Raw genomic sequence first — 19,698 nt, forward strand, 5'->3', positions numbered from 1 at the left:
ACGAGCCGTGAAATCAGACTACTCAAAGACGATTTCTCCGAAATATTCCGGCAAATGAAAGTCGGGGATCGGCTTTCTGATAGGCCTCCACGAAAGGAAGTGCGGAACCGGAAGCTTATCGCCGCATTTATAGAAATTCGCCTTGGCGGCCTTTCCCCGGAGGTCTTGTATGTCATCGTTGAAAAACGCCTTGACCGGCACAACAAGCCTCATGCTCCATACTTCCGGGGCATTGCGGTTATCGAACGGTTCGATGTCGGGTATTGAAGGCGAACGCCTGATAAGACCCACCTGCTCCTGACTGGAATACATGCGTTCATTGCGATCAGGTCCGCATGCGAGAAGAACTTTCCCGACACAATTACATTCGATGTTGTAGTAATGGGAGTCATCGAACGCAATGAACATCTCCACGCATGAATCCTCCCATACATGCCAGTTATCCATGCCGGCCATGGCTCGTACATGATCTTCTTTCACGATATATTCAACCATGATACTGCTGCCGTTATGCGCCATGCGGAATCGCACATCCGGCCTGTATGGATATTCTTCAGGCCAATTGACCTCGGATATCGGAAAATGCTGAATCCCCTCTCTGTCGAACAGTTCGGAAAGATTCGTCACGTCCACATACATCTCATCAATATACTTTACTACCATAATTTTTTAATTTACCGGATTAAAGGTACGGATTTTGGATTATATCATGATTATTTTTCCGGAATAAAAGTTTCAAAACTTTGATCGCTATAAAACACCATTATGCTCACGACTCTGCGTGGAGGGACAGCCGGCTCTTTTGCAAGGCGATGTTGATGCCCTGATGTCGGAGTCGCATCCTCAGGACTATTGGATTCTTCCATCGACGCCGCTTCCCGGACCGGAACGGTAAAAGGGATAGGAGCAGCCACGAATCCCGGACCATCAATGCGGGGAGGCATAGGCGTCTGCATAGATTGATTGAAATCCGTGACACTCACCGGAGTCGTCTCCGGCATGGTATCAAGTTTATTTGCAGGGTTTTCCGAGAATGGGGGTGGGGGATTCACGCCATTTTCAGCCTCTGAGATTGCTATATTTCCAGATGTCAGCATATCCCCCTCGCCAAACATCAGCCACAACACCGATAACTGTGGGAATGATTCATGGATTTTCGTAATCACCTCATCACTTACCTTACGGTTGCGTCCACGAAGCAACTGTGAAAAGGATGGACGCGGGATACCACATGCATCAGCAAACTGTGTGCTTTGCAAGCCTGAGTAGTCAATGAATTCTTTTAAGCGGGTGGCAATATCCATATCGGTATTCGTATTTGCAATTTTACCGATGCAAATGTAAAGCTTTATTTTGTAAATTGCAAATTTTTAATTTGCATTAATGAATTTCATTTTTCAAACCAGACATTGCTCCGATTTGCAAACACATTCTATACAATCTTCAATATGTTATATTGTTGCTTTAACTTCTGCGCTCAATAATATGAATAATAAGTTATTATATCATATATTTAAATGCAAAGGCGTACATCCTTGGTCGAATCGCCCAATTAGTTAAATATGCACTTAAATAGTTAAAGCTAATTAATATGAGTAATTGGTAATTGTGGATGATATTTTGGTATGTTAACGGCTTATTTTTGCATTTGAAAACAGTTTCAGCGTCTATTGGATAAACACCCCATACATGTCGAACAATTCAGTTTTAAGAATTATTTCACTAAAATAAATTTAGAGACGCAAATCCTATTTCTTAAAATCAATTGATTGCAATCGCAAATTGGATTAATTCGATATGCATTTGCACCCTAAATCACGTTCTTGTTTGCAAAACAATTCAATTGACATTTGCAAATATAACGCCAAATAATAGTGTTAAGATTTGCAAATAACATATTATTAACTATACAATCCCCTTATACCCTGCATTTTAACATCCATTCACCTCTTTAATACACGAAATGTGAAATTTGCAAATAAATCGACATGTTTTAAAGCAGAAATTCCTTGGCGAAAAAGAACACGGCGTTTCCTGCGTTCCAGTTCAATGTATTATCACCTGAAAACGCCAATAGGAGTATGGCATTGACGAAACCCCACCATTATGGTACAAAAAAAGCGGTATGCCGAATTTCGACACACCGCAGCACCTCATTAGTTCAATTATTCAGAGTTTCAGATTTTTGTATTTGATATATCAGCAAGTTCCTCCGCTATATATGCAGCTGTCGGAGACGAGCCTCCGGCTATCTCTTCGGGCGTTCCGATGGCCATTATCATTCCACCATCCCTTCCACCTTCCGGGCCCATATCGATTACATGATCGGCACATTTTATCACGTCGAGATTATGCTCGATTACGATTACCGTGTTGCCCTTATCGACCAGGCGGTTCAACACACCGAGCAATACGTTTATATCGTCGAAATGGAGTCCTGTAGTCGGTTCGTCGAGTATGAACATCGTGCGCCCAGTATCGCGTTTTGCAAGCTCCGTAGCAAGCTTTACGCGCTGATTCTCGCCTCCTGACAGAGTATTGGACGGCTGCCCGAGCTTGATATACCCAAGGCCTATATCCTGCAATACCTGCAGCTTCTTGATTATTGACGGTATTCCTGCGAAAAATTCCACAGCCTGGTTAATGGTCATATCAAGCACATCAGCGATTGATTTGCCCTTATACCGCACCTCAAGCGTCTCGCGGTTATACCTCTTTCCTCCGCAGACCTCGCATGGCACGAGCACATCAGGAAGGAAGTTCATCTCGATAGTCTTATACCCGTTGCCGTTGCATGCCTCACAACGTCCGCCGGCCACGTTGAATGAGAACCGCCCAGGCTTATAACCACGGATCTTTGCTTCCGGAAGGTTTACAAACAGCGCACGTATGTCGGAGAACGCACCGGTATAAGTAGCGGGATTGGAACGTGGCGAACGGCCCAACGGAGATTGATCCACGGTCACTATCTTATCGATATTCTCAATTCCTTCGACTGCCTTATATGGCAGCGGCTCTTGTTGTGAATTGTAGAAGTGGCGGCTGAGGATCGGCTGGAGCGTACCGTTGATCAAACTCGATTTCCCGCTTCCTGAAACTCCGGCCACGCATATGAGCTTGCCGAGAGGTATTTCAAGATCGACTCCTTTCAGGTTGTGGCCCGTGCAGCCATAGAGGCGGAGGTATTTTCCATTCCCCATACGCGGAGCCTTGTCACGCTTTATAACGCATGCGCCGTTCAGATAGCGTGCGGTAAGCGTGTCAGTGGCAAGCATCTCCTCAGGCGTGCCTGCAAAAACCACGTTGCCTCCTTTTCGTCCGGCTTTCGGCCCTATGTCGACAATGTAGTCAGCTTCAAGCATGATCTCTTTGTCATGTTCGACCACTATTATCGTATTGAAGGCGTCACGCAACCGTTTCAAAGAGTCGATCAGCCGTTTGTTGTCGCGCTGGTGCAGACCTATGCTCGGCTCATCGAGAATATACATTACATTTACGAGTTCCGAGCCAAGCTGGGTCGCGAGGCGGATACGCTGGCTCTCGCCGCCCGACAAGGTAGCGGAAGCCCGGTCGAGTGACAGATAATGTAGTCCCACATCAACAAGGAACCGGAGGCGTGAACGTATCTCCTTGAGTATCTCTCCACCCACCATACGGCTGCGTGAATCGAGCCGCTCCTCGACATGGCATGCCCATTCATAGAGTTCGCCTATGTCCATGCGTGCAAGATCGGAGATATTTTTGTCATCCACGAAAAAATGCAGGGCTTCGCGGTTGAGACGTCGCCCCTCGCACTCGGGACATGTTGCCCTTGAATAGAACTGACCGCTCCATTTTTGGGCTTTACTGCCTGCGTCATCAGATTGCTGTAGCTCGATATATTTCAGGATTCCGTCATAACTATGGAAATAGCTGAAAGTACTTTGGCCATCGGTTTTCAGATTCAGCCATTCGTCCGTGCCGTTCAGAATATCATTCAAGGCTTCTTCCGGCAGTTCTGATATCGGTGTCTTTATAGTGCAACCGTATTTCTCACATATTGCCGAAATCTGCCAGAAAATCATATTATTCTTATATGCGCCTAATGCCGTTATCCCACCTTTGTATATCGACTTCGACGGGTCGGGGATGAGTTTCTGACGGTCGATTATGTTAACATAACCGAGACCTTTGCAGCATTGGCAGGCGCCTTGCGGAGAGTTGAACGAGAAATTATGCGGCGCCGGCTCGCGATATGATATTCCGCTCTCCGGATCCATAAGCATCTGGCTGTAGTGGCCTATGCTTTCGTCGTCTACATCGTAGACCATCATTTGTTTGTCACCCTGCCGTAGGGCATTCTCCACGGAATCATACAGGCGTGTCGAATCCTTCGCGCCCACCTTCAGTCTGTCTACCACGAGTTCTACGGAATGGTTCTTGTAGCGGTCGAGCTTCATTCCGAATGTTATTTCGCGGAGTTCACCGTCGACCCTCACCGTAAGATACCCTTTCTTGCGTAGCTGCTCGAAGAGTTCCTTGTAGTGTCCCTTGCGGTTCTTCACAAGAGGGGCGAGAATGTATATCTTACGCCCGTCATATTTGGAAAGGATCAGCGACACTATTTTTTCTGCGGTATATTTCTCCATGGTCTTTCCGGTGAGATAGCTGCGTGCCACCCCTATGCGGGCATAGAGCAATCGCATGTAGTCGTACACCTCTGTGGTAGTGCCTATGGTGCTTCGCGGATTGCGGTTGATGGTTTTCTGTTCGATGGCTATTACGGGGCTTAGTCCGGTTATGCGATCCACGTCCGGTCTTTCGAGCGAACCGAGCATGTTACGGGCATAAGCGGAAAATGTCTCTATGTATCGGCGCTGTCCTTCCGCAAAGATGGTATCGAACGCCAGGCTCGATTTGCCGCTTCCGCTCAGACCGGTTATCACCGTAAGGGAATTATGCGGTATGTCTACATCGATATTCTTGAGATTATGCACGCGTGCACCGAGCACCGAAAGTTTGTCGGTTCCGGGAATGGAAGCCTTTTCACGCGATGGAGCCGTTCCCGTGGAAACGACTCCATCGCTATCTGATAGTAGTGTATTATCTTTCATAAGCTCGTTACTCAACAATCCATTTATGGTTATACACCTGTTGTTTGCGCGTAGAACGTAGCATATCATCGGCGACCGGAATCTCGATAGTATAAGTCTTGCCGGTTTTGTTAGGAAGCGACTTGGCTCGAATCCAAGGGTTGAATTCTCGAAGGGTGAGATAGCTGATGCCCTGCTTGTCGGCCCATACGGCCCAATCCTCTACCGGAGTGTTTACTTCGACTTTGCGTGTACGGATAGGCGCATAGAGCTGGTCTGCGGTAATACGGTAGCCGAATGCCTTCGGATTCTCCATGATGAGCTTCATCGCAAGAAGGCGGAATATATATCGGGAAGTCTCGTCGTTGAGATAAAGATCGTAGGCCGATTTACTTTTCTGTGCCTCAAGTTCTTTTGAGATTCTGGCCATCCCCGCATTGTAGCTTGCGGCCACCGACTCCCAGTTGCCGTACTTTGCAAGAGCGTTTTTCAGATAGCGGCATGCCGCACGAGTGGCCTTCTCCGGATGATAACGCTCATCGACATATTCATTCACTTCAAGACCGTATTCTTTGCCGGTGGACGGAATGAACTGCCATAGGCCGGCGGCCTTGGCCGGAGAGTAGGCACGGGGATTCAACGTGCTTTCAATGCACGCGAGGTATATCAGGTCCTCAGGTACACCGTTTTTTTTAAGGATGGGCAGTAGTTTTGGGAAATAGCGGTTGGCGCGTTTTATGGTCAGCAGGGTGTTGCCATGGGTATATGCCATGGAAGTCAGTTCTCGGTCGAGGCGTTCATATAGGTCAACCCGGTCGAGATTGATGGTCTGTCCTGCAAAATCCAGTTTTGAGGGTATGTCGGGATTGATTACCGTGCTGAATAAAGCAGATGCATCTCCCTCCTTGACATTATGCCTTGCCTGCATTTGAGGCGCGGCGGTTAGAAATGCGCATATCAATGCGGCTGTTATGATTCTGTTATGATAGTGCATGTCGTTTAAGTGAATAGGTTGTTAAAATAGATCAAGGCGCGGGGGTCATAGTACCCTGACCGGCCTCATTGTTATAGTTTATGATATTTATGTCACCTTTCAGATTGTACTGGCGCCCGTCTGCTCCTTTTGCCTTGATTACATAGTAATATACTCCGGAACCCACATATTTCCCTTTGTATTTACCGTCCCATCCCTGTGATGGATGGTCAAGAGTGGCGACACATATGCCCCAGCGATTGAAAATGCTACACTTGAATTCCGTAATCGAGCGATAGCTTACTTTCCACTCGTCGTTTATCCCGGGTGATCCTTGGGGGGAGAACGCGTTGGGACAATGCAAATCTGATTCTCCGATATTGACCTGGTAGACCTCGGAATAGAATTCGCAACCGCCGTTTGCATCGGCTGCGACGAAACGGACATATACGGTGCCTGCGTCGCGGAAACTGCGGGAGAATTCAAGATTGTTGTCACGAAGTGTTATGTCGTCGAATTCCGGGTAGCTTGACAGCTGCCATTCTGTGTAAAGCGCCGCAGGTGTTACCTGGGCGGAGAAAGTTATTTCGACAGGGGCCGACCCGCCAAGCGCTCCGTTATCGTCTCCGGTTGACACATGCTGTTGATTATCCGAGGTGTCGGATATCTGTTGTGCCTCGGTATGAGCTTCCACACGTCTCGCTGCGATCATTGGTGTGCTTACCTGTTGCTCTGGCATACCCCATGCTCTCAGGAATCTATCTCCTTCAAGAGTATATTCCGTGTCGCACAGGGCGGCTGCGCAATGTATAGCTCCTTCGGCATTAGGAATGGTCTCTTTAGTCTCAGTCTCAACATATGATTGAGAATCTGCGGAATATTCCATTGTTGCATAGCTGAGAGTCATCTCACGTGACAGTTCAAGCCTTCGTCCGTTTATGTTATAATAATAAATTGGGGAGGCATGACCGTCAAGTTGCAGGAACATAGTGCTGCAATCCGATTCTTCATTGGTGGACAGCGCGTTAAGTTTTAATTCGTGATTGGAGTAATCAATAACCCAGAAATAAGTGCGGCTGCTCCCGTCCTCAATCACATAGCCGCAATCCGGACGAATATTACCCAATATGGATACGTTGCCGGAATAATCAATTTCACTTTCCGGAATCGGGTCTGCATATGCTGCTCCCATCTGTCCAAATGTGTACCATACCGGGCGCGAGGCATTTTTTGCTTCGTATGTAACAGATGCGTTACTAATAGTCTCTATTACATATAGGGCCGATAGACCGGTAGACGGCTCCGGATTCACGATGACAGGTGCATGGGGCAGTCCGTCGATGCTTATCTGCGCTCGGGCCAACGACGGGGATAGGGCGAACACAGCCAGACACAGTGGCATGCACAGGCGTGCATATGTCATTTCGACGGATGATGACCTTATGTATTCGTTTAAGTATGCCATAACATACAAAGTTAATCCGTTTTATCAGAACGGGCAAGCAAAAACAGATACTGCCACCTTATTTTTACGAAACATTAAGAGGAAATTAAGAGGAAATCGTAGTAAGAGGTCGTTTAATAAACAACGCAGATTCAATAACGAAGTGAAAAAACGTTCTGAAGTCTCCCGGATTTTTCGGACTTTTCATGGAGACCGATACCTACCATGTATATGGTTTCTACAATAGAGTCGGGAGGGGATACTACCATACCCAGGGCTTGCCCCCTCGTGATGCAATTTAACATAATACAGGTTATGGGACAAATGTGTATATGTCCCTGTCTTATTCTGCACGCCTCATGAAACCTTCAGGATTTTGACAATTACCATAAGTTAAGACCATCTTATGATCCGAATTATTGCTTCCAGACAGCCCGCATTGCAGGAATGGATTTCAAAGCAGCATGACGACCGAGTTCATATACACGTTCCATATTGGCTGGGCTATGAGAAACATGGCCTATCGGCAATTTGTTTTCCGGGCGGATCACCATGCAGCGGCCTGTAGCTTCGGCTTCACGGACAAAGTCGAGTTGCCGGTTATACATTTCATGGCGATGCAACATAGCCCTAAGAAGTTCCGGATATTTTCTCAACCCAACTTTCATCAAAGGAGCAAGACTTGTCTTGTGTTTCATATATCCCTCCGGTTGTGTGAGCACTACTATGTTCGCATCATATCCCTCATTCTCAAAGAATTCCAAAGGAATTGAATCGGAAATTCCGCCATCAAGCAGATACATGCCGTCAATTTCTACGACATTAGACACCAAAGGCATTGATGCGGAAGCTCTTACCCACTCAAAGAATGTGTCACCACCATTATCGCATTTATGATATACGGCATTTCCCGTAGACACATCGGTACATACGACATAATATTCCATAGGATTAGATTCGAATGCCTTGGAATCAAAGATGTCATAGACGTTCGGCACGACATGGTATGCGAATTCGGCATTAAACAGATCGCCGCTCGATATGAGCGAACGGATACCGCAATATCTCGAATCTCTCGCGAAGCGCTGGTTGTAGCGCAATGCACGTCCATGTTGCCCGGACTTGTAATTGCATCCGAACGCAGCCCCGGCAGAAACTCCTACGATGCCATCGGGATGCAATCCATGTTCCATCATAACATCGATTACTCCGGCAGAGAATAGCCCGCGCATTGCGCCTCCTTCTAAAATAAGTCCACGTTTCATTATGGTCTCGAGGAATTCAACTTTACTTATTGCAAATATAGTGATTACCGGCATTTTAACCCCATGGGAATATGTTAAAATTGATTATGTTGAATACCGCGCCTATCCTTGTCATCAAAAGCGTTTGGAAATAAACGCATTAACGCATATGTAAGCTTTGTCGATATGTTAATGTCCGCATTAATTAAGTCGATAATACATAATATGTTAGAAATAATTCGTATCTTTACGCATTAATTTGACTAATCACGCATTTATTCTACGACAAACATATGAAATTGCCAGTTCTTGCGGCATTGACCGTGGTCCTCTCCCCCACTCTTCTTAATGCACAGAATGTAAAATCCGTTGTTGCCGCCGATGACGGCGTACGTATTGACCAAAATATATTCAACCATCTTGATGTGGGACTTTCTCTTGGGTCAACCGGTATCGGACTTGATCTGTCAACCAACGTTACAGATTGGGTCCGACTGCGGGCTGGTGTCGATTACATGCCGGAATTTGCAGTCCCCATGTCATTCAGCATCACAAGCTATAAGGAAGATGTAGGTCCTGAAGGCGGGTATGGTGTAACGGAAAGTAATTTCGGTAAACTTCAGGAACTGATGTATGGAATCACCAACATACATGTTGATGAACGCGTGGAAATGCAAGGACGCCCGTCTTTCTGGAATTTCAAGTTCATGGTCGATGTAATGCCATGGGCAGACAAGCGTTGGCATATTACCGCCGGATTCTATCTCGGTTCCAGCAAGATAGCCACCGCACGCAATACCATCGAAGAAATGCCCTCTCTTCTTGCAGTGAATATCTACAATCACTTTTACGACTTTGCGAAAAGCGGAGCATATTGGGATGAGCCTATGATACCGGGATATGATGACTACTATATGTCCCCTGAATTGGCCGATAAACTTATCGAACGTGGTGCGGTTGGCATACATGTCGGTGACTTCAAGGATGGACGCCCATATATGATGCGTCCCGGTAGTGACGGTCTTGTCCGTGCCAAGGCGCTTGTCAATCGTTTTCGTCCGTATCTTGGATTCGGTTATTGCAATGAAGTGGGGAAATCCGGTCGCCTATCAATCGGATTTGATGCCGGTGTAATGTTCTGGGGGGGCAGTCCGAAGATCGTCACGCATGAGGGTATCGATCTCGTGAACGACGTAGAGAATGTCAATGGAAAAGTCGGCGATTACGTTGACATAATCAATACATTCAAGGTATTCCCGTCAGTGAATTTCCGTATAGCCTACAAGCTGTTCTGAGCTGTCGGCAATCCCAATATCTATGGCTAAGCATAATATCCTCGGAAAAATTGGAGAGGATGCCGCTTGCAATTATCTCGCCTCACAAGGTTATGCCATAGTCGAGCGTAATGTGTCAATCGGTCATCTTGAACTTGACATCGTGGCAATGGATGGCACGACAATGGTGTTTGTCGAGGTGAAAACACGCACCTCAGATTCCGGATTATCGGGAATTGAGGGCATGACCCGCAACAAGATGCACCTTCTAATACGTGCGGCCGATGCCTATGTGAAATCACACGACATACCATTCGAAGTGCGTTTCGACATATGCCTTGTGATGGCAGACAGGAACGGCGCCATAACCGGCATAGAGCATATCCGAGATGCGTTTTATCCTCCTATATGAAAGGGATCGGCTGTAGAGCTTTTAAAAAAACTAAATGTCAAAAGCTGAATTGCCACTATCTGCCAAGGCTTTTTCGACGAAAGACAAATAGGAGGGCAAAGAAGTTGCCTTGTGAATAGATTTCCATGCTTTGCGCCCTATTTCCGGTTCGAGATAATCCCAAAAAGGTTTGATCTTGGAAAGGATCTGGGCGTTTCCGCACAATCGGTCGGCATACCCATCGTAAATCAGACTATGGAATTCACACAAAGCCTCCATCCGTCGGCTTCTGCTCCATTCTTCCCCCTCGATATATTCAGCCGCCAACGACGGTCTCATCAATAGGCCTCGACCGATCATCATACCGATAGTGCCGTCGAACCTGTCCGATATTTCATGCAGGTCTGTCGTAGCCCGTAGATCTCCGTTATATACTATGTGATGGTTGATATGCTCATTCATTCTCTTGAATGTATCAATATCCGCCTTACCCTCATATTGCCGGATTGCGATACGCGGATGTATCGTCACATGCGAAAGTGTCATTGAGTTGATAATATCACACAATGGAAGCCATTCATCGCATGACGATATTCCCGGACGCATCTTGACGGAGAAGTATAATTCTGAATACCTGCCGTTTATTAGCTCCGCAACCTTTTCCATGAGTTCCCGGCGCAAAGCTCCGGCTCCCCTTCCATGCTTGACCTGCGGAGGAAACGGACAACCCAGGTTGAGGTCTATGCGTTTCTTGCCAAGGGACGCCAGTTTGTCTACCAACCGCTCGAACTCATCCGTACTGTTGAATATAATCTGTGGTATGACCGCTACATCTCCGAATGTGCCTGCACTCAAGTCGCGAATGTCTCGTGGCCGTACGTCATCTTTCTCAATGCGTATGAAAGGTGTGAAGTAGGCTGTTACCCCTCCGTAAATCTTGGAATGCGCTCGTCGCCACATGCCATCGGTATAGCCCTGCAACGGGGCTGCATAAATCTCCTTATTCATGTATGTGTGTCAGCCCTATATTTGGTTACTTCTTCCAGAATGCGCGCGTAAACAATATAAGCACGGTGAAGATCTCAAGACGCCCGATAAGCATGAGTATCGACAGGACCCACTTGCCTAAGTCGGGAATTATTTCGTATCCACCTCCATAACCGGTAACTCCGGCTCCAAGTCCGGTGTTGCTCACACAACTGAAAGAGCTGAAAAAAGCATCCATGAACGGAAGCCCCATTGCTGTAAGCATTATACCGCCGACAGCGATTACCATCACGTATATGCACAGGAAAGCGATTACCTTGTCGACTACCTCAGGTGCCATCACATTGCCGTTGATACGCACAGAACGGATGGAATTAGGATGTACCGACCGATAGAGTTCGTTATTGGTATTTTTGAGCAGATAAAGCAGACGGTCGATTTTGGCGCCACCGCTCGTGGATCCGGCGCATGCTCCAAAAAACATGAGGCAGAATGAAAGTGACAACACCAAAGGCCCCCAGTTTTCGAAATTATCGGCGGTAAGTCCGGTAGACGTTATAGTGGTTATTATCTGGAATATCGGGTCGATGGTGACCGACTCTATTGTCTTGGCATGTCCGGCGAGAATTATGCTTATCACGAAAATCACATACATCACAAACAGCGTCGCAATGTATGCCATAAAAGTATCGTTGCGCAACAGGGAGCGCCAATCCCCATGGCTGGCTTTATACATTAGACTGAAGTTGACTCCTCCAAGAAACATAAAGACGGTGACCACACACATTACGTAGTCGGAATTCCAGAAACCGATACTACTGTCATGAGTGGAAAATCCTCCGGTCGAGACTGTGGAAAACGAATGGCATACACTGTCGAAAAAGTCCATCGGACCGGCCCAAAGCAACAAGGTGAGGATTGTCGTCAGCACGAAATATATTGTCCATAGACTTTTGGCTGTCTGGCTGATGCGCGGACGCAATTTCTCATGTGTGATGCCCGTGACTTCAGCGTTGAACATCTGCATGCCTCCGGAATAGTTGAGCATGGGGATGACGGCAAGCGTGAAGAGAATTATACCCATTCCACCGAGCCATTGTGTCAGGCAACGCCACATGTTGACTCCATGGCTTAACACATCTACAGATTCAAATATAGAGCAGCCTGTGGTGGTAAATCCCGACATCGTCTCGAAAAACGCGTCCGTGACACTAAGAGGGTAAGCGCTGAATATGAAAGGGATCATACCGAATAAGCTGAATACCACCCACACGAGGGCTGTAAGAAGGAATCCTTCACGCTTGGCCATCTGAGTGTTAGATGGTCGGATGCAGAAAGTCATCACCGCTCCGGTAGCAAGAGTCGCAATTGCCGATAACAGAAAAACCATTGCGTCGCTTTCGGCATATATAACAGATGTGACCGTCGGCACAAACATGAAAATTCCTTCAATCATGAGAAGCCATCCGAGCACCCTTATCAGCATAGGGAAGTTTATCTTCCTTACATTCCCGAAAATAGTGACACGCTGGATCACATTCTTTCTCTTGTTCAAGCAGGCTATCATATGCCGGACATTTCGTTAGCTAAAGAGGCGCTCGATCTTATGCAGCGCTCCGGACAAGCAGAACACCACCACATGGTCTCCGGCCTCTATCAGTGTATTTCCCGTCACAAGCATTCCTTTGTCGCCACGTATGAGTCCCGCGATAGTCATTCCATAAGGGAGGGACAATGATTTTACCGGGCCTCGCGTGACTTTGCTGTTGGGCTTGACTTCTATTTCTGCAACTTCGGCATCGGCAAGAGCCAGACATTTTGATGACGTAACGTCCGTATCAAGCAAAATCTGAAAGATCTTGCTTGAGGCGAGCAGTTTCTTATTGATTACCGTGCCTATGTTCAGCCCTTCCGCCTCCGAGATGAACTGTAGATTCTCAACTTCTGCTACAGTCTTTCGTATTCCAAGCTCCTTGGCTGTAAGACATGTGAGTATATTTGTTTCCGAACTGTCGCTTAAGGCAATGAAAGCATCGGCTTCATCTACACCTTCGTCGCGCATCACGTCGATATCTCTGGCATCGCCATACACGATGTCGCAGTTCGGACATTTTTCCGGCAGACGTCGGCACTGCGCCATGTCGTTGTCAATTATTTTTATGCTGAATTCGTCGCCGGCCATATGTGCAAGTCGAATGGCAATACGGCTTCCTCCCATGATCACTACCTTCCGAATACGATACTCTTCCTTCCCGCACAGTCCAAGAAGGTCGCCTACATGCTCCTTGGTAGTAGCAAAATATAGTATGTCGCCCGGTTTAAGCAGATCGTCGCCACGGGGTATTATCGTCTCATGCCTTCTCTTGATTGCTGCGACGTGAAAATTATGTTCGGTGCGGGCGAAATCCTTCAAGTGCATGCCTACTATACGGGCGTTTTCACGAAGCTTGACGCCAACAATCACAAGTTTGCCGTCATGCAGTTCAAACCAGTGGCGCACCCAATTGCGACGTAGTGCTGTAACAATTTCCTGAGCGGCAAGATACTCCGGATAAATCAAGGCATTTACTCCCTGACGGGTGAAAAAGTCACTGTTATGCTTGTCGAGGAATTCGTAATTGTCGATACGCGCCACGGTCTTTCGAGCTCCGATACTTTTTGCAATAGCGCAAGATGTCACGTTGCGGGTCTCGTCGGGAGTGACGGCGATGAAAAGATCGCACTTCTCCACGCCAGCCTGTCGAAGAGTGTTGAAAGATATGGCACTTCCACGTAGCGTCATGAGGTTGTAGTTGGCATCTATGCTGGCAAGGCGCTCGGCATCGTCATCCACCAGCATTACATCCTGTTCCTCACGGGAAAGGAGTTTTGCAAGGTGAGAACCGACCTCTCCGGCTCCTACTATAACAATTTTCATAATCTTACGACTGGATTGAAGTCCCTGTGGACATTTCTCTTATGGCTGTCAAAATGGCATCTTCATCCATTGCGCACAGTTTCATGAGTTCAGGCACCTTCCCATGCGCTACGAAACAATCAGGAATTCCTATTCTTGCTATTTCAGGATGATAGCCATGCGCAGTCATCCACTCTACAACTGCAGATCCGAGGCCGCCTTCGCGCATGCCATCCTCCACGGTTATTATAGGAGAGCCGCTTCCGGCGACTTCTTTAAGTATGTCCTCGTCGATAGGCTTAAGGAATATCATGTCGTAATGTGCCACGCTTATCCCTTCGGCTTCGGCACGTATGGCCGCCGAAGCCACCCATCTGCCTATCGGCCCGATAGAGAGGACGGCCATATACTTTCCTGAACGTAATTTCCGTCCTTTACCCACCGGAATTACCTGCGGCTTCTTTTCACGCCAATCGGAGTCGTTGCCCTTGCCGCGCGGATAACGTATCACGAACGGGCCATGATTGCCTTTCACCGAGGTAAGCATCAATGACCGCAATGTAAGCTCGTCCATCGGGGATGATATTATTATGCCCGGTATCGGACGCAGATAACACATGTCGAATACCCCGTGGTGTGTCACGCCATCTTCTCCAACGATTCCGGCCCGGTCAAGGCAAAGGGTGACGGGCAACCGCTGTATGGCAACGTCATGGATTATCTGGTCGTAAGCGCGCTGCGTGAATGAAGAATATATGGCTACAAAAGGACGCATTCCCTCTTTCGCGAGTCCGCCTGCAAAGGTTACAGCATGCCCTTCAGAGATTCCGACATCGAATACCCGTTCGGGTATAGCAGCCTGCATTATACTCATAGAGGTGCCCGACGGCATCGCAGCCGTGATGCCTACGATGCGTCGGTCATCGCGGGCCATAGCCAACAAAGTCTCGCCGAATACATCCTGCCATTTTGCGACACCCGAAGCTCCTCCGTCGCTTATCCGTTTTCCGGAAGCGGCATCGAAAAGTCCCGGAGCGTGCCATTTTGCCGGATCCTGTTCTGCGGGACGATATCCCTTGCCCTTTATGGTACGCAGATGCAGTATACGGGGGCCATCCATGTCTTTTATGTCATTGAGCACACGTACCACACGGTCTATATCATGGCCGTCAAACGGGCCGAAGTATCGTATGTTCAAACCCTCGAATATGTTCTGCTGCTTCCCGAGCAGAGATTTCACGCTATTGTTGAAACGCAGTATGAAACCTTTGCTTTGCTCACCTACGAGATGCATGCGTCTCAAGAGCCGGTAAAGCTTGTAACGGAACGTATTGTAGGCCTTTGTAGTATTTATATGGGTAAGATATGAATTCAACGCACCGACATTGCGATCTATCGACATGTCGTTGTCATTGAGTATTATCAACAGATTATTGGGAGTGATGGCGGCATTGTTAAGCCCTTCAAACGCAAGGCCACCGGATATGGAGGCATCACCGATAACTGCCACTATATTGCGTCGCGGTTCCTTGCGCAGCTTTGATGCTACGGCCATGCCGAGTGCGGCAGATATGGAGTTGGAAGCATGCCCTGCGGTAAATGTGTCATATTCGCTTTCATCCGGATTCGGGAATCCGCTTAGGCCACCAAACTTTCGGTTGGTCGAAAAACGGTCACGACGCCCGGTCAAAAGTTTATGGCCGTATGCCTGATGCCCCACGTCCCATACAATGCGGTCGTATGGTGTGTTGAATACGTAATGTAGTGCAACCGTAATCTCTACAGCACCCATGCTTGATGCAAAATGTCCCGGGTTCTTGGATAGCGAATTGATCAGGAATTCCCTTATTTCAGAGCACACGGCAGGGAGTGCCGACTGCGGTAGTCTGCGCAGGTCGGCCGGAGAGTCGATGGCTTTAAGAAGGGGGTATTTCTCGCCTTCCTCCGGACGGGTGTCAGGCTTTTCCATTTCCATTGCGCATGTATTTTTTGTAAAGAGGCACAAATACCGTGATTCCCGATGCCACGATAACGAATATAGACCATAGATTTACACCCCGCCCCTTTATGAGCAGGTAGCAAAGTATAATCCACAATGCCGTAAGGCATATTAGCCGGAAAATCAATGAAGCATTCATGCATTCTGGTTTAGAATGCAAAATTACCAAAGTTTATTCACAAAAACAATAGCAATGCAGGCGTCACCATAGCGACTGGAGTCACATGCCCATGCAACATCCATTAAATTCCGGCGAAACTGTTTATCTACGCTTCTTCATGAAGCGGTAAATACGTGTAGCTTGTTTTACGCCCTGAAATGCCAGGATTCCATAGTCGAGCATAGAGAATCCCGAGAGTATCTTACCTAAAAGCTTATTGCCGCCCAAAGCGCCAAGCGCCTTCAGGTTGGTAACCTTGGAAGCCTTAGACATAAGCTGCTCGCGTATCATCTCGGTCTTTACCTGATTTACAGCACGACGATAGCGCAGGTCGTCTATGGTATAGCCGTTCCACCGCCTTGCGGAGGATGCGGGATCGTGAGGGGGTAATGAATCGGTAGCCATGGCTTCAGATGGTATTTTTATTGTCGTTCTCAGCATTAGGCTCGTCAAGGAACAAGCGTGACAAGAATCGCGCTATAGGATTGGTGACGAGTGTTGTGCGCATGAAATATACGATTATACCGGCCACGATATAAACACCACCCATAATTATAAAGCACCAGAATACCGGCAATGCCGTAGCAAGCAACAGCACAAGACCGATGGATATGAAGAGTAATGCAAAAGCCATAAGAATACCGAACACGACTGCGACTACGCAGGTAGACATCAATATAGCCGACTTTTCTGTAGAAACCAGCTTAAGATTCTCAATCTGTAGTTTCAGATACGTCAGCATGGCCTTCCATACGGAACGCATTTCTTCTGTTTTTTCACTCATGGCCGTGGAGTAAATAATATATGTGTGAGGGCGATTTTATAGGCCGGAGTCATTTTAGAATGACTCCGGCCGGTGTTGTCATATGTGGCTTGGGAAAACTCATTCGCAGACCTCAGCTTCGAGATCTTTCGTGAGTTTCTCGACAAGGGCATCGACATCGCTATCGGAGCAAAGTATGCCCTTACTGCGAAGAATTTCTACAATGCGCTTCCTGAGATCCGAGCCTTTTTCGGGGGCAAATATCAAAGCGGCGCCGGCACCGACGATTGCGCCTCCGAGAAAGGCGCTGATGAGTCCGAGTGTATTGTTCATTTCGACGTAGTTATTAGCGGTAGAGTATGCTTACTTCTTGATTTCATCGGCAATCTCGTCGACAAGTTCTTCCAACTTGTCCTTGCGGAGATTCAAGCCTTTCTCCTTAAGGAAACGACGTATATTGTCGCGAGTCGTTTCGCCTGATTCAGGAGCAAAAAGCAGACCGACTGCCGCACCGGCGACTGCTCCGCCGATGACCGAAAGGATTATGTGCAAGGGTTTCATAAGAAAATTAGCGTTTTGTTTGAATGAATTATGTAATGTTACTCAATTTTCCATGTCGGAATATTCTGTAATTAAAACAGAACTTCTGCTAAAATGTTCAGTATGCCGTACCGAATTGCACACACACTTGACCATCTCATCCGGAGAGCGGAATCATTTTCGGGCTTCGGCCACGTAGGCAAGCGCCTCGCGGCACTTGGCTGTGACGTAGGCCCAGTCGGCAGCGGCAACGCGGTCGGAGGGGAAGAGTTTGGAACCCATGCCCACGCAATACACTCCAGCCTTAATCCAGCTTTCGATATTTTCCTTGGTCGGTTCCACATCGCCTGTGACCATCAGCTTCGACCAAGGCATCGGCGCTTTCAGGCCTTTGACGAACTTCGGGCCGAGGACATCGCCGGGGAACACTTTACAGAGGTCGCATCCGGTCTCCTGGGCCGCACCGACTTCTGATACAGTACCACAACCGGGCGTATAGGGCACGAGACGGCGGTTGCATATGCGCGACACCTCGGAATTGAAGAGCGGACCAACCACAAAGCATGCACCAAGCTGTATGTAGAGAGCCGCAGTAGCCGGATCTACAATCGATCCGACTCCTATGGCCATCTCGGGACATTCCTTCGCGGCAAATTTAACTACTTTTTCAAACACTTCATGGGCGAAATCACCACGGTTGGTGAACTCGAAGGCGCGCACGCCCCCGTCGTAGCATGCCTTCACCACGGCACATGCCACTTCGGCATCCTTATGATAGAACACCGGCACCATGCCGGTGTCACCAATCTTCTGAAGGACCTGTATCTTATCGAATCTTGCCATTTTTTCTTTAATATAAACCAGAATCAACTTAATGGTTAAGAGGGCATCTTAACTTATCAGCGCTGTACGCGACCGTTGGCGCTACCACCGGCAAGGGCTTTCACTTCATCGACGGTGACCATGTTGAAGTCGCCGGGGATAGTGTGCTTGAGTGCGGAGGCAGCTACTGCGAACTCAAGTGCTTCGCCCTGGTCAGCCATGGTGAGCAGTCCGTGTATAAGGCCGCCGGAGAAGCTGTCGCCGCCGCCCACGCGGTCGATTATGGGGTTGATGTCGTAGCGTTTGCTCTGATAGAATTCCTTGCCGTTGTAGATCATGGCCTTCCAGCCATTGTGTGTGGCCGAGAAGGACTCGCGCAGGGTAGACACGACATATTTGAATCCGAATTCCTTCATCATGGCGGCAAAAATACCCTTGTAACCTTCGGCATCGGTGTTGCCGCCTTCCACGTCGGCATCGGGCTTGAATCCGAGGCAAAGCTCTGCATCTTCTTCGTTGCCGATGCATACGTCGACATACTTCATGAGCGGACGCATGATGGACTGTGCCTTTTCGGATGTCCAGAGTTTCTTGCGGAAGTTGAGGTCGACCGACACGGTGACACCATGGCGCTTGGCAGCCTCGCAGGCAAGACGTGTAAGTTCGGCGGCTTTGTCGGATATAGCGGGAGTGATGCCGCTCCAGTGGAACCAGTCAGCACCTTCCATTATTTTGTCGAAATCGAAATCCTCGGGATCAGCCTCGGATATGGCTGAATGGGCGCGGTCGTAGATGACTTTGGAGGGACGCATGGATGCGCCGGTCTCACAGTAATAAATGCCGACGCGGTCTCCACCACGGGCAATGTGGTCGGTGGACACGCCGTAACGGCGCAGGGCGTTTACAGCGGCCTGCCCTATCTCGTGCTTTGGCAGTTTGCTGACGAATACGGCTTCATGGCCGTAGTTGGCGCAGCTCACGGCCACATTGGCCTCGCCGCCGCCCCAGATTACATCAAAATTATCAACCTGCACGAAGCGGTTGCATCCGGCAGGGGAAAGGCGAAGCATGATTTCGCCGAGTGTGATTACTTTTCCCATATCTGTTTATTGAGATTAATTTGGTGCTGCAAA

Annotated in this window: 18 protein-coding genes; 2 read left to right on the forward strand and 16 right to left on the reverse strand. The window is 48.1% G+C overall.

Annotated elements, in window-relative coordinates; genetic code table 11:
• Positions 1-18: 18 nt before the first annotated feature.
• The 6 genes from QZ303_RS01400 to QZ303_RS01425 all read right to left on the reverse strand — a co-directional run bounded on the left by QZ303_RS01400 (position 19) and on the right by QZ303_RS01425 (position 8,754).
• Entirely contained in the window at positions 19-663 is a 645-nt protein-coding gene (locus QZ303_RS01400; protein ID WP_295728047.1) for a carbohydrate-binding family 9-like protein, read from the reverse strand.
• Between the two features lie 50 nt (positions 664-713).
• A complete protein-coding gene (locus QZ303_RS01405) occupies positions 714-1,304 on the reverse strand; it encodes a helix-turn-helix transcriptional regulator (RefSeq protein ID WP_295728049.1) in 591 nt (196 codons plus the stop codon).
• Between the two features lie 873 nt (positions 1,305-2,177).
• Complete coding sequence (uvrA, locus tag QZ303_RS01410) at positions 2,178-5,093, reverse strand: excinuclease ABC subunit UvrA (RefSeq protein ID WP_295728051.1); 2,916 nt, start codon at positions 5,091-5,093, stop codon at positions 2,178-2,180.
• A gap of 7 nt (positions 5,094-5,100) precedes the next feature.
• The gene (locus QZ303_RS01415) at positions 5,101-6,000 is read right to left on the reverse strand and encodes a lytic transglycosylase domain-containing protein (protein WP_295728054.1); all 900 of its coding nucleotides are present in this window, start codon (positions 5,998-6,000) and stop codon (positions 5,101-5,103) included.
• A 97-nt stretch (positions 6,001-6,097) separates the two neighbouring features.
• Positions 6,098-7,510, reverse strand: a complete 1,413-nt coding sequence (locus tag QZ303_RS01420) for a gliding motility-associated C-terminal domain-containing protein (protein ID WP_295728056.1) — start codon at positions 7,508-7,510, stop codon at positions 6,098-6,100.
• Between the two features lie 395 nt (positions 7,511-7,905).
• Positions 7,906-8,754 (reverse strand): patatin family protein, encoded by an 849-nt coding sequence (locus QZ303_RS01425; protein ID WP_295728059.1) that lies wholly within the window; start codon positions 8,752-8,754, stop codon positions 7,906-7,908.
• 272 nt (positions 8,755-9,026) lie between these two features.
• On the opposite strand from QZ303_RS01425, the gene QZ303_RS01430 reads away from it, so the two are divergent.
• Both QZ303_RS01430 and QZ303_RS01435 read left to right on the forward strand, forming a co-directional pair.
• Positions 9,027-10,028, forward strand: a complete 1,002-nt coding sequence (locus tag QZ303_RS01430) for a hypothetical protein (RefSeq protein WP_295728062.1) — start codon at positions 9,027-9,029, stop codon at positions 10,026-10,028.
• 22 nt (positions 10,029-10,050) lie between these two features.
• On the forward strand, positions 10,051-10,419 hold the full coding sequence (locus QZ303_RS01435; RefSeq protein WP_295728065.1) for a YraN family protein: 369 nt from the start codon (positions 10,051-10,053) through the stop codon (positions 10,417-10,419).
• Between the two features lie 30 nt (positions 10,420-10,449).
• On the opposite strand, the gene QZ303_RS01440 is transcribed toward QZ303_RS01435, so the two are convergent.
• The 10 genes from QZ303_RS01440 to QZ303_RS01485 form a co-directional block, all read right to left on the reverse strand.
• Complete coding sequence (locus QZ303_RS01440) at positions 10,450-11,406, reverse strand: tRNA-dihydrouridine synthase family protein (RefSeq protein WP_295728069.1); 957 nt, start codon at positions 11,404-11,406, stop codon at positions 10,450-10,452.
• 25 nt (positions 11,407-11,431) lie between these two features.
• Complete coding sequence (locus QZ303_RS01445) at positions 11,432-12,952, reverse strand: TrkH family potassium uptake protein (RefSeq protein WP_295728072.1); 1,521 nt, start codon at positions 12,950-12,952, stop codon at positions 11,432-11,434.
• A gap of 15 nt (positions 12,953-12,967) precedes the next feature.
• Positions 12,968-14,302, reverse strand: coding sequence for a Trk system potassium transporter TrkA (gene trkA / locus QZ303_RS01450; RefSeq protein ID WP_295728075.1), 1,335 nt, complete (start codon positions 14,300-14,302; stop codon positions 12,968-12,970).
• A gap of 4 nt (positions 14,303-14,306) precedes the next feature.
• A complete protein-coding gene (gene dxs, locus QZ303_RS01455; protein ID WP_295728077.1) occupies positions 14,307-16,250 on the reverse strand; it encodes a 1-deoxy-D-xylulose-5-phosphate synthase in 1,944 nt (647 codons plus the stop codon).
• A 292-nt stretch (positions 16,251-16,542) separates the two neighbouring features.
• Positions 16,543-16,845, reverse strand: coding sequence for a hypothetical protein (locus QZ303_RS01460; RefSeq protein ID WP_295728080.1), 303 nt, complete (start codon positions 16,843-16,845; stop codon positions 16,543-16,545).
• 4 nt (positions 16,846-16,849) lie between these two features.
• Positions 16,850-17,224 carry a phage holin family protein gene (locus QZ303_RS01465; RefSeq protein ID WP_295728082.1) on the reverse strand — a complete coding sequence of 125 codons (375 nt, stop codon included), beginning with the start codon at positions 17,222-17,224 and terminating at the stop codon, positions 16,850-16,852.
• Between the two features lie 99 nt (positions 17,225-17,323).
• Positions 17,324-17,536 carry a YtxH domain-containing protein gene (locus tag QZ303_RS01470; RefSeq protein ID WP_295728085.1) on the reverse strand — a complete coding sequence of 71 codons (213 nt, stop codon included), beginning with the start codon at positions 17,534-17,536 and terminating at the stop codon, positions 17,324-17,326.
• Positions 17,537-17,566: 30 nt separating this feature from the next.
• Complete coding sequence (locus tag QZ303_RS01475; protein WP_295728087.1) at positions 17,567-17,764, reverse strand: YtxH domain-containing protein; 198 nt, start codon at positions 17,762-17,764, stop codon at positions 17,567-17,569.
• A gap of 153 nt (positions 17,765-17,917) precedes the next feature.
• A complete protein-coding gene (locus QZ303_RS01480; protein ID WP_295728089.1) occupies positions 17,918-18,586 on the reverse strand; it encodes a bifunctional 4-hydroxy-2-oxoglutarate aldolase/2-dehydro-3-deoxy-phosphogluconate aldolase in 669 nt (222 codons plus the stop codon).
• Between the two features lie 56 nt (positions 18,587-18,642).
• Complete coding sequence (locus QZ303_RS01485) at positions 18,643-19,665, reverse strand: sugar kinase (RefSeq protein ID WP_295728092.1); 1,023 nt, start codon at positions 19,663-19,665, stop codon at positions 18,643-18,645.
• Between the last annotated feature and the right edge of the window lie 33 nt (positions 19,666-19,698).

Source organism: uncultured Muribaculum sp., assembly GCF_910583865.1.
GTDB lineage: Bacteria > Bacteroidota > Bacteroidia > Bacteroidales > Muribaculaceae > Muribaculum.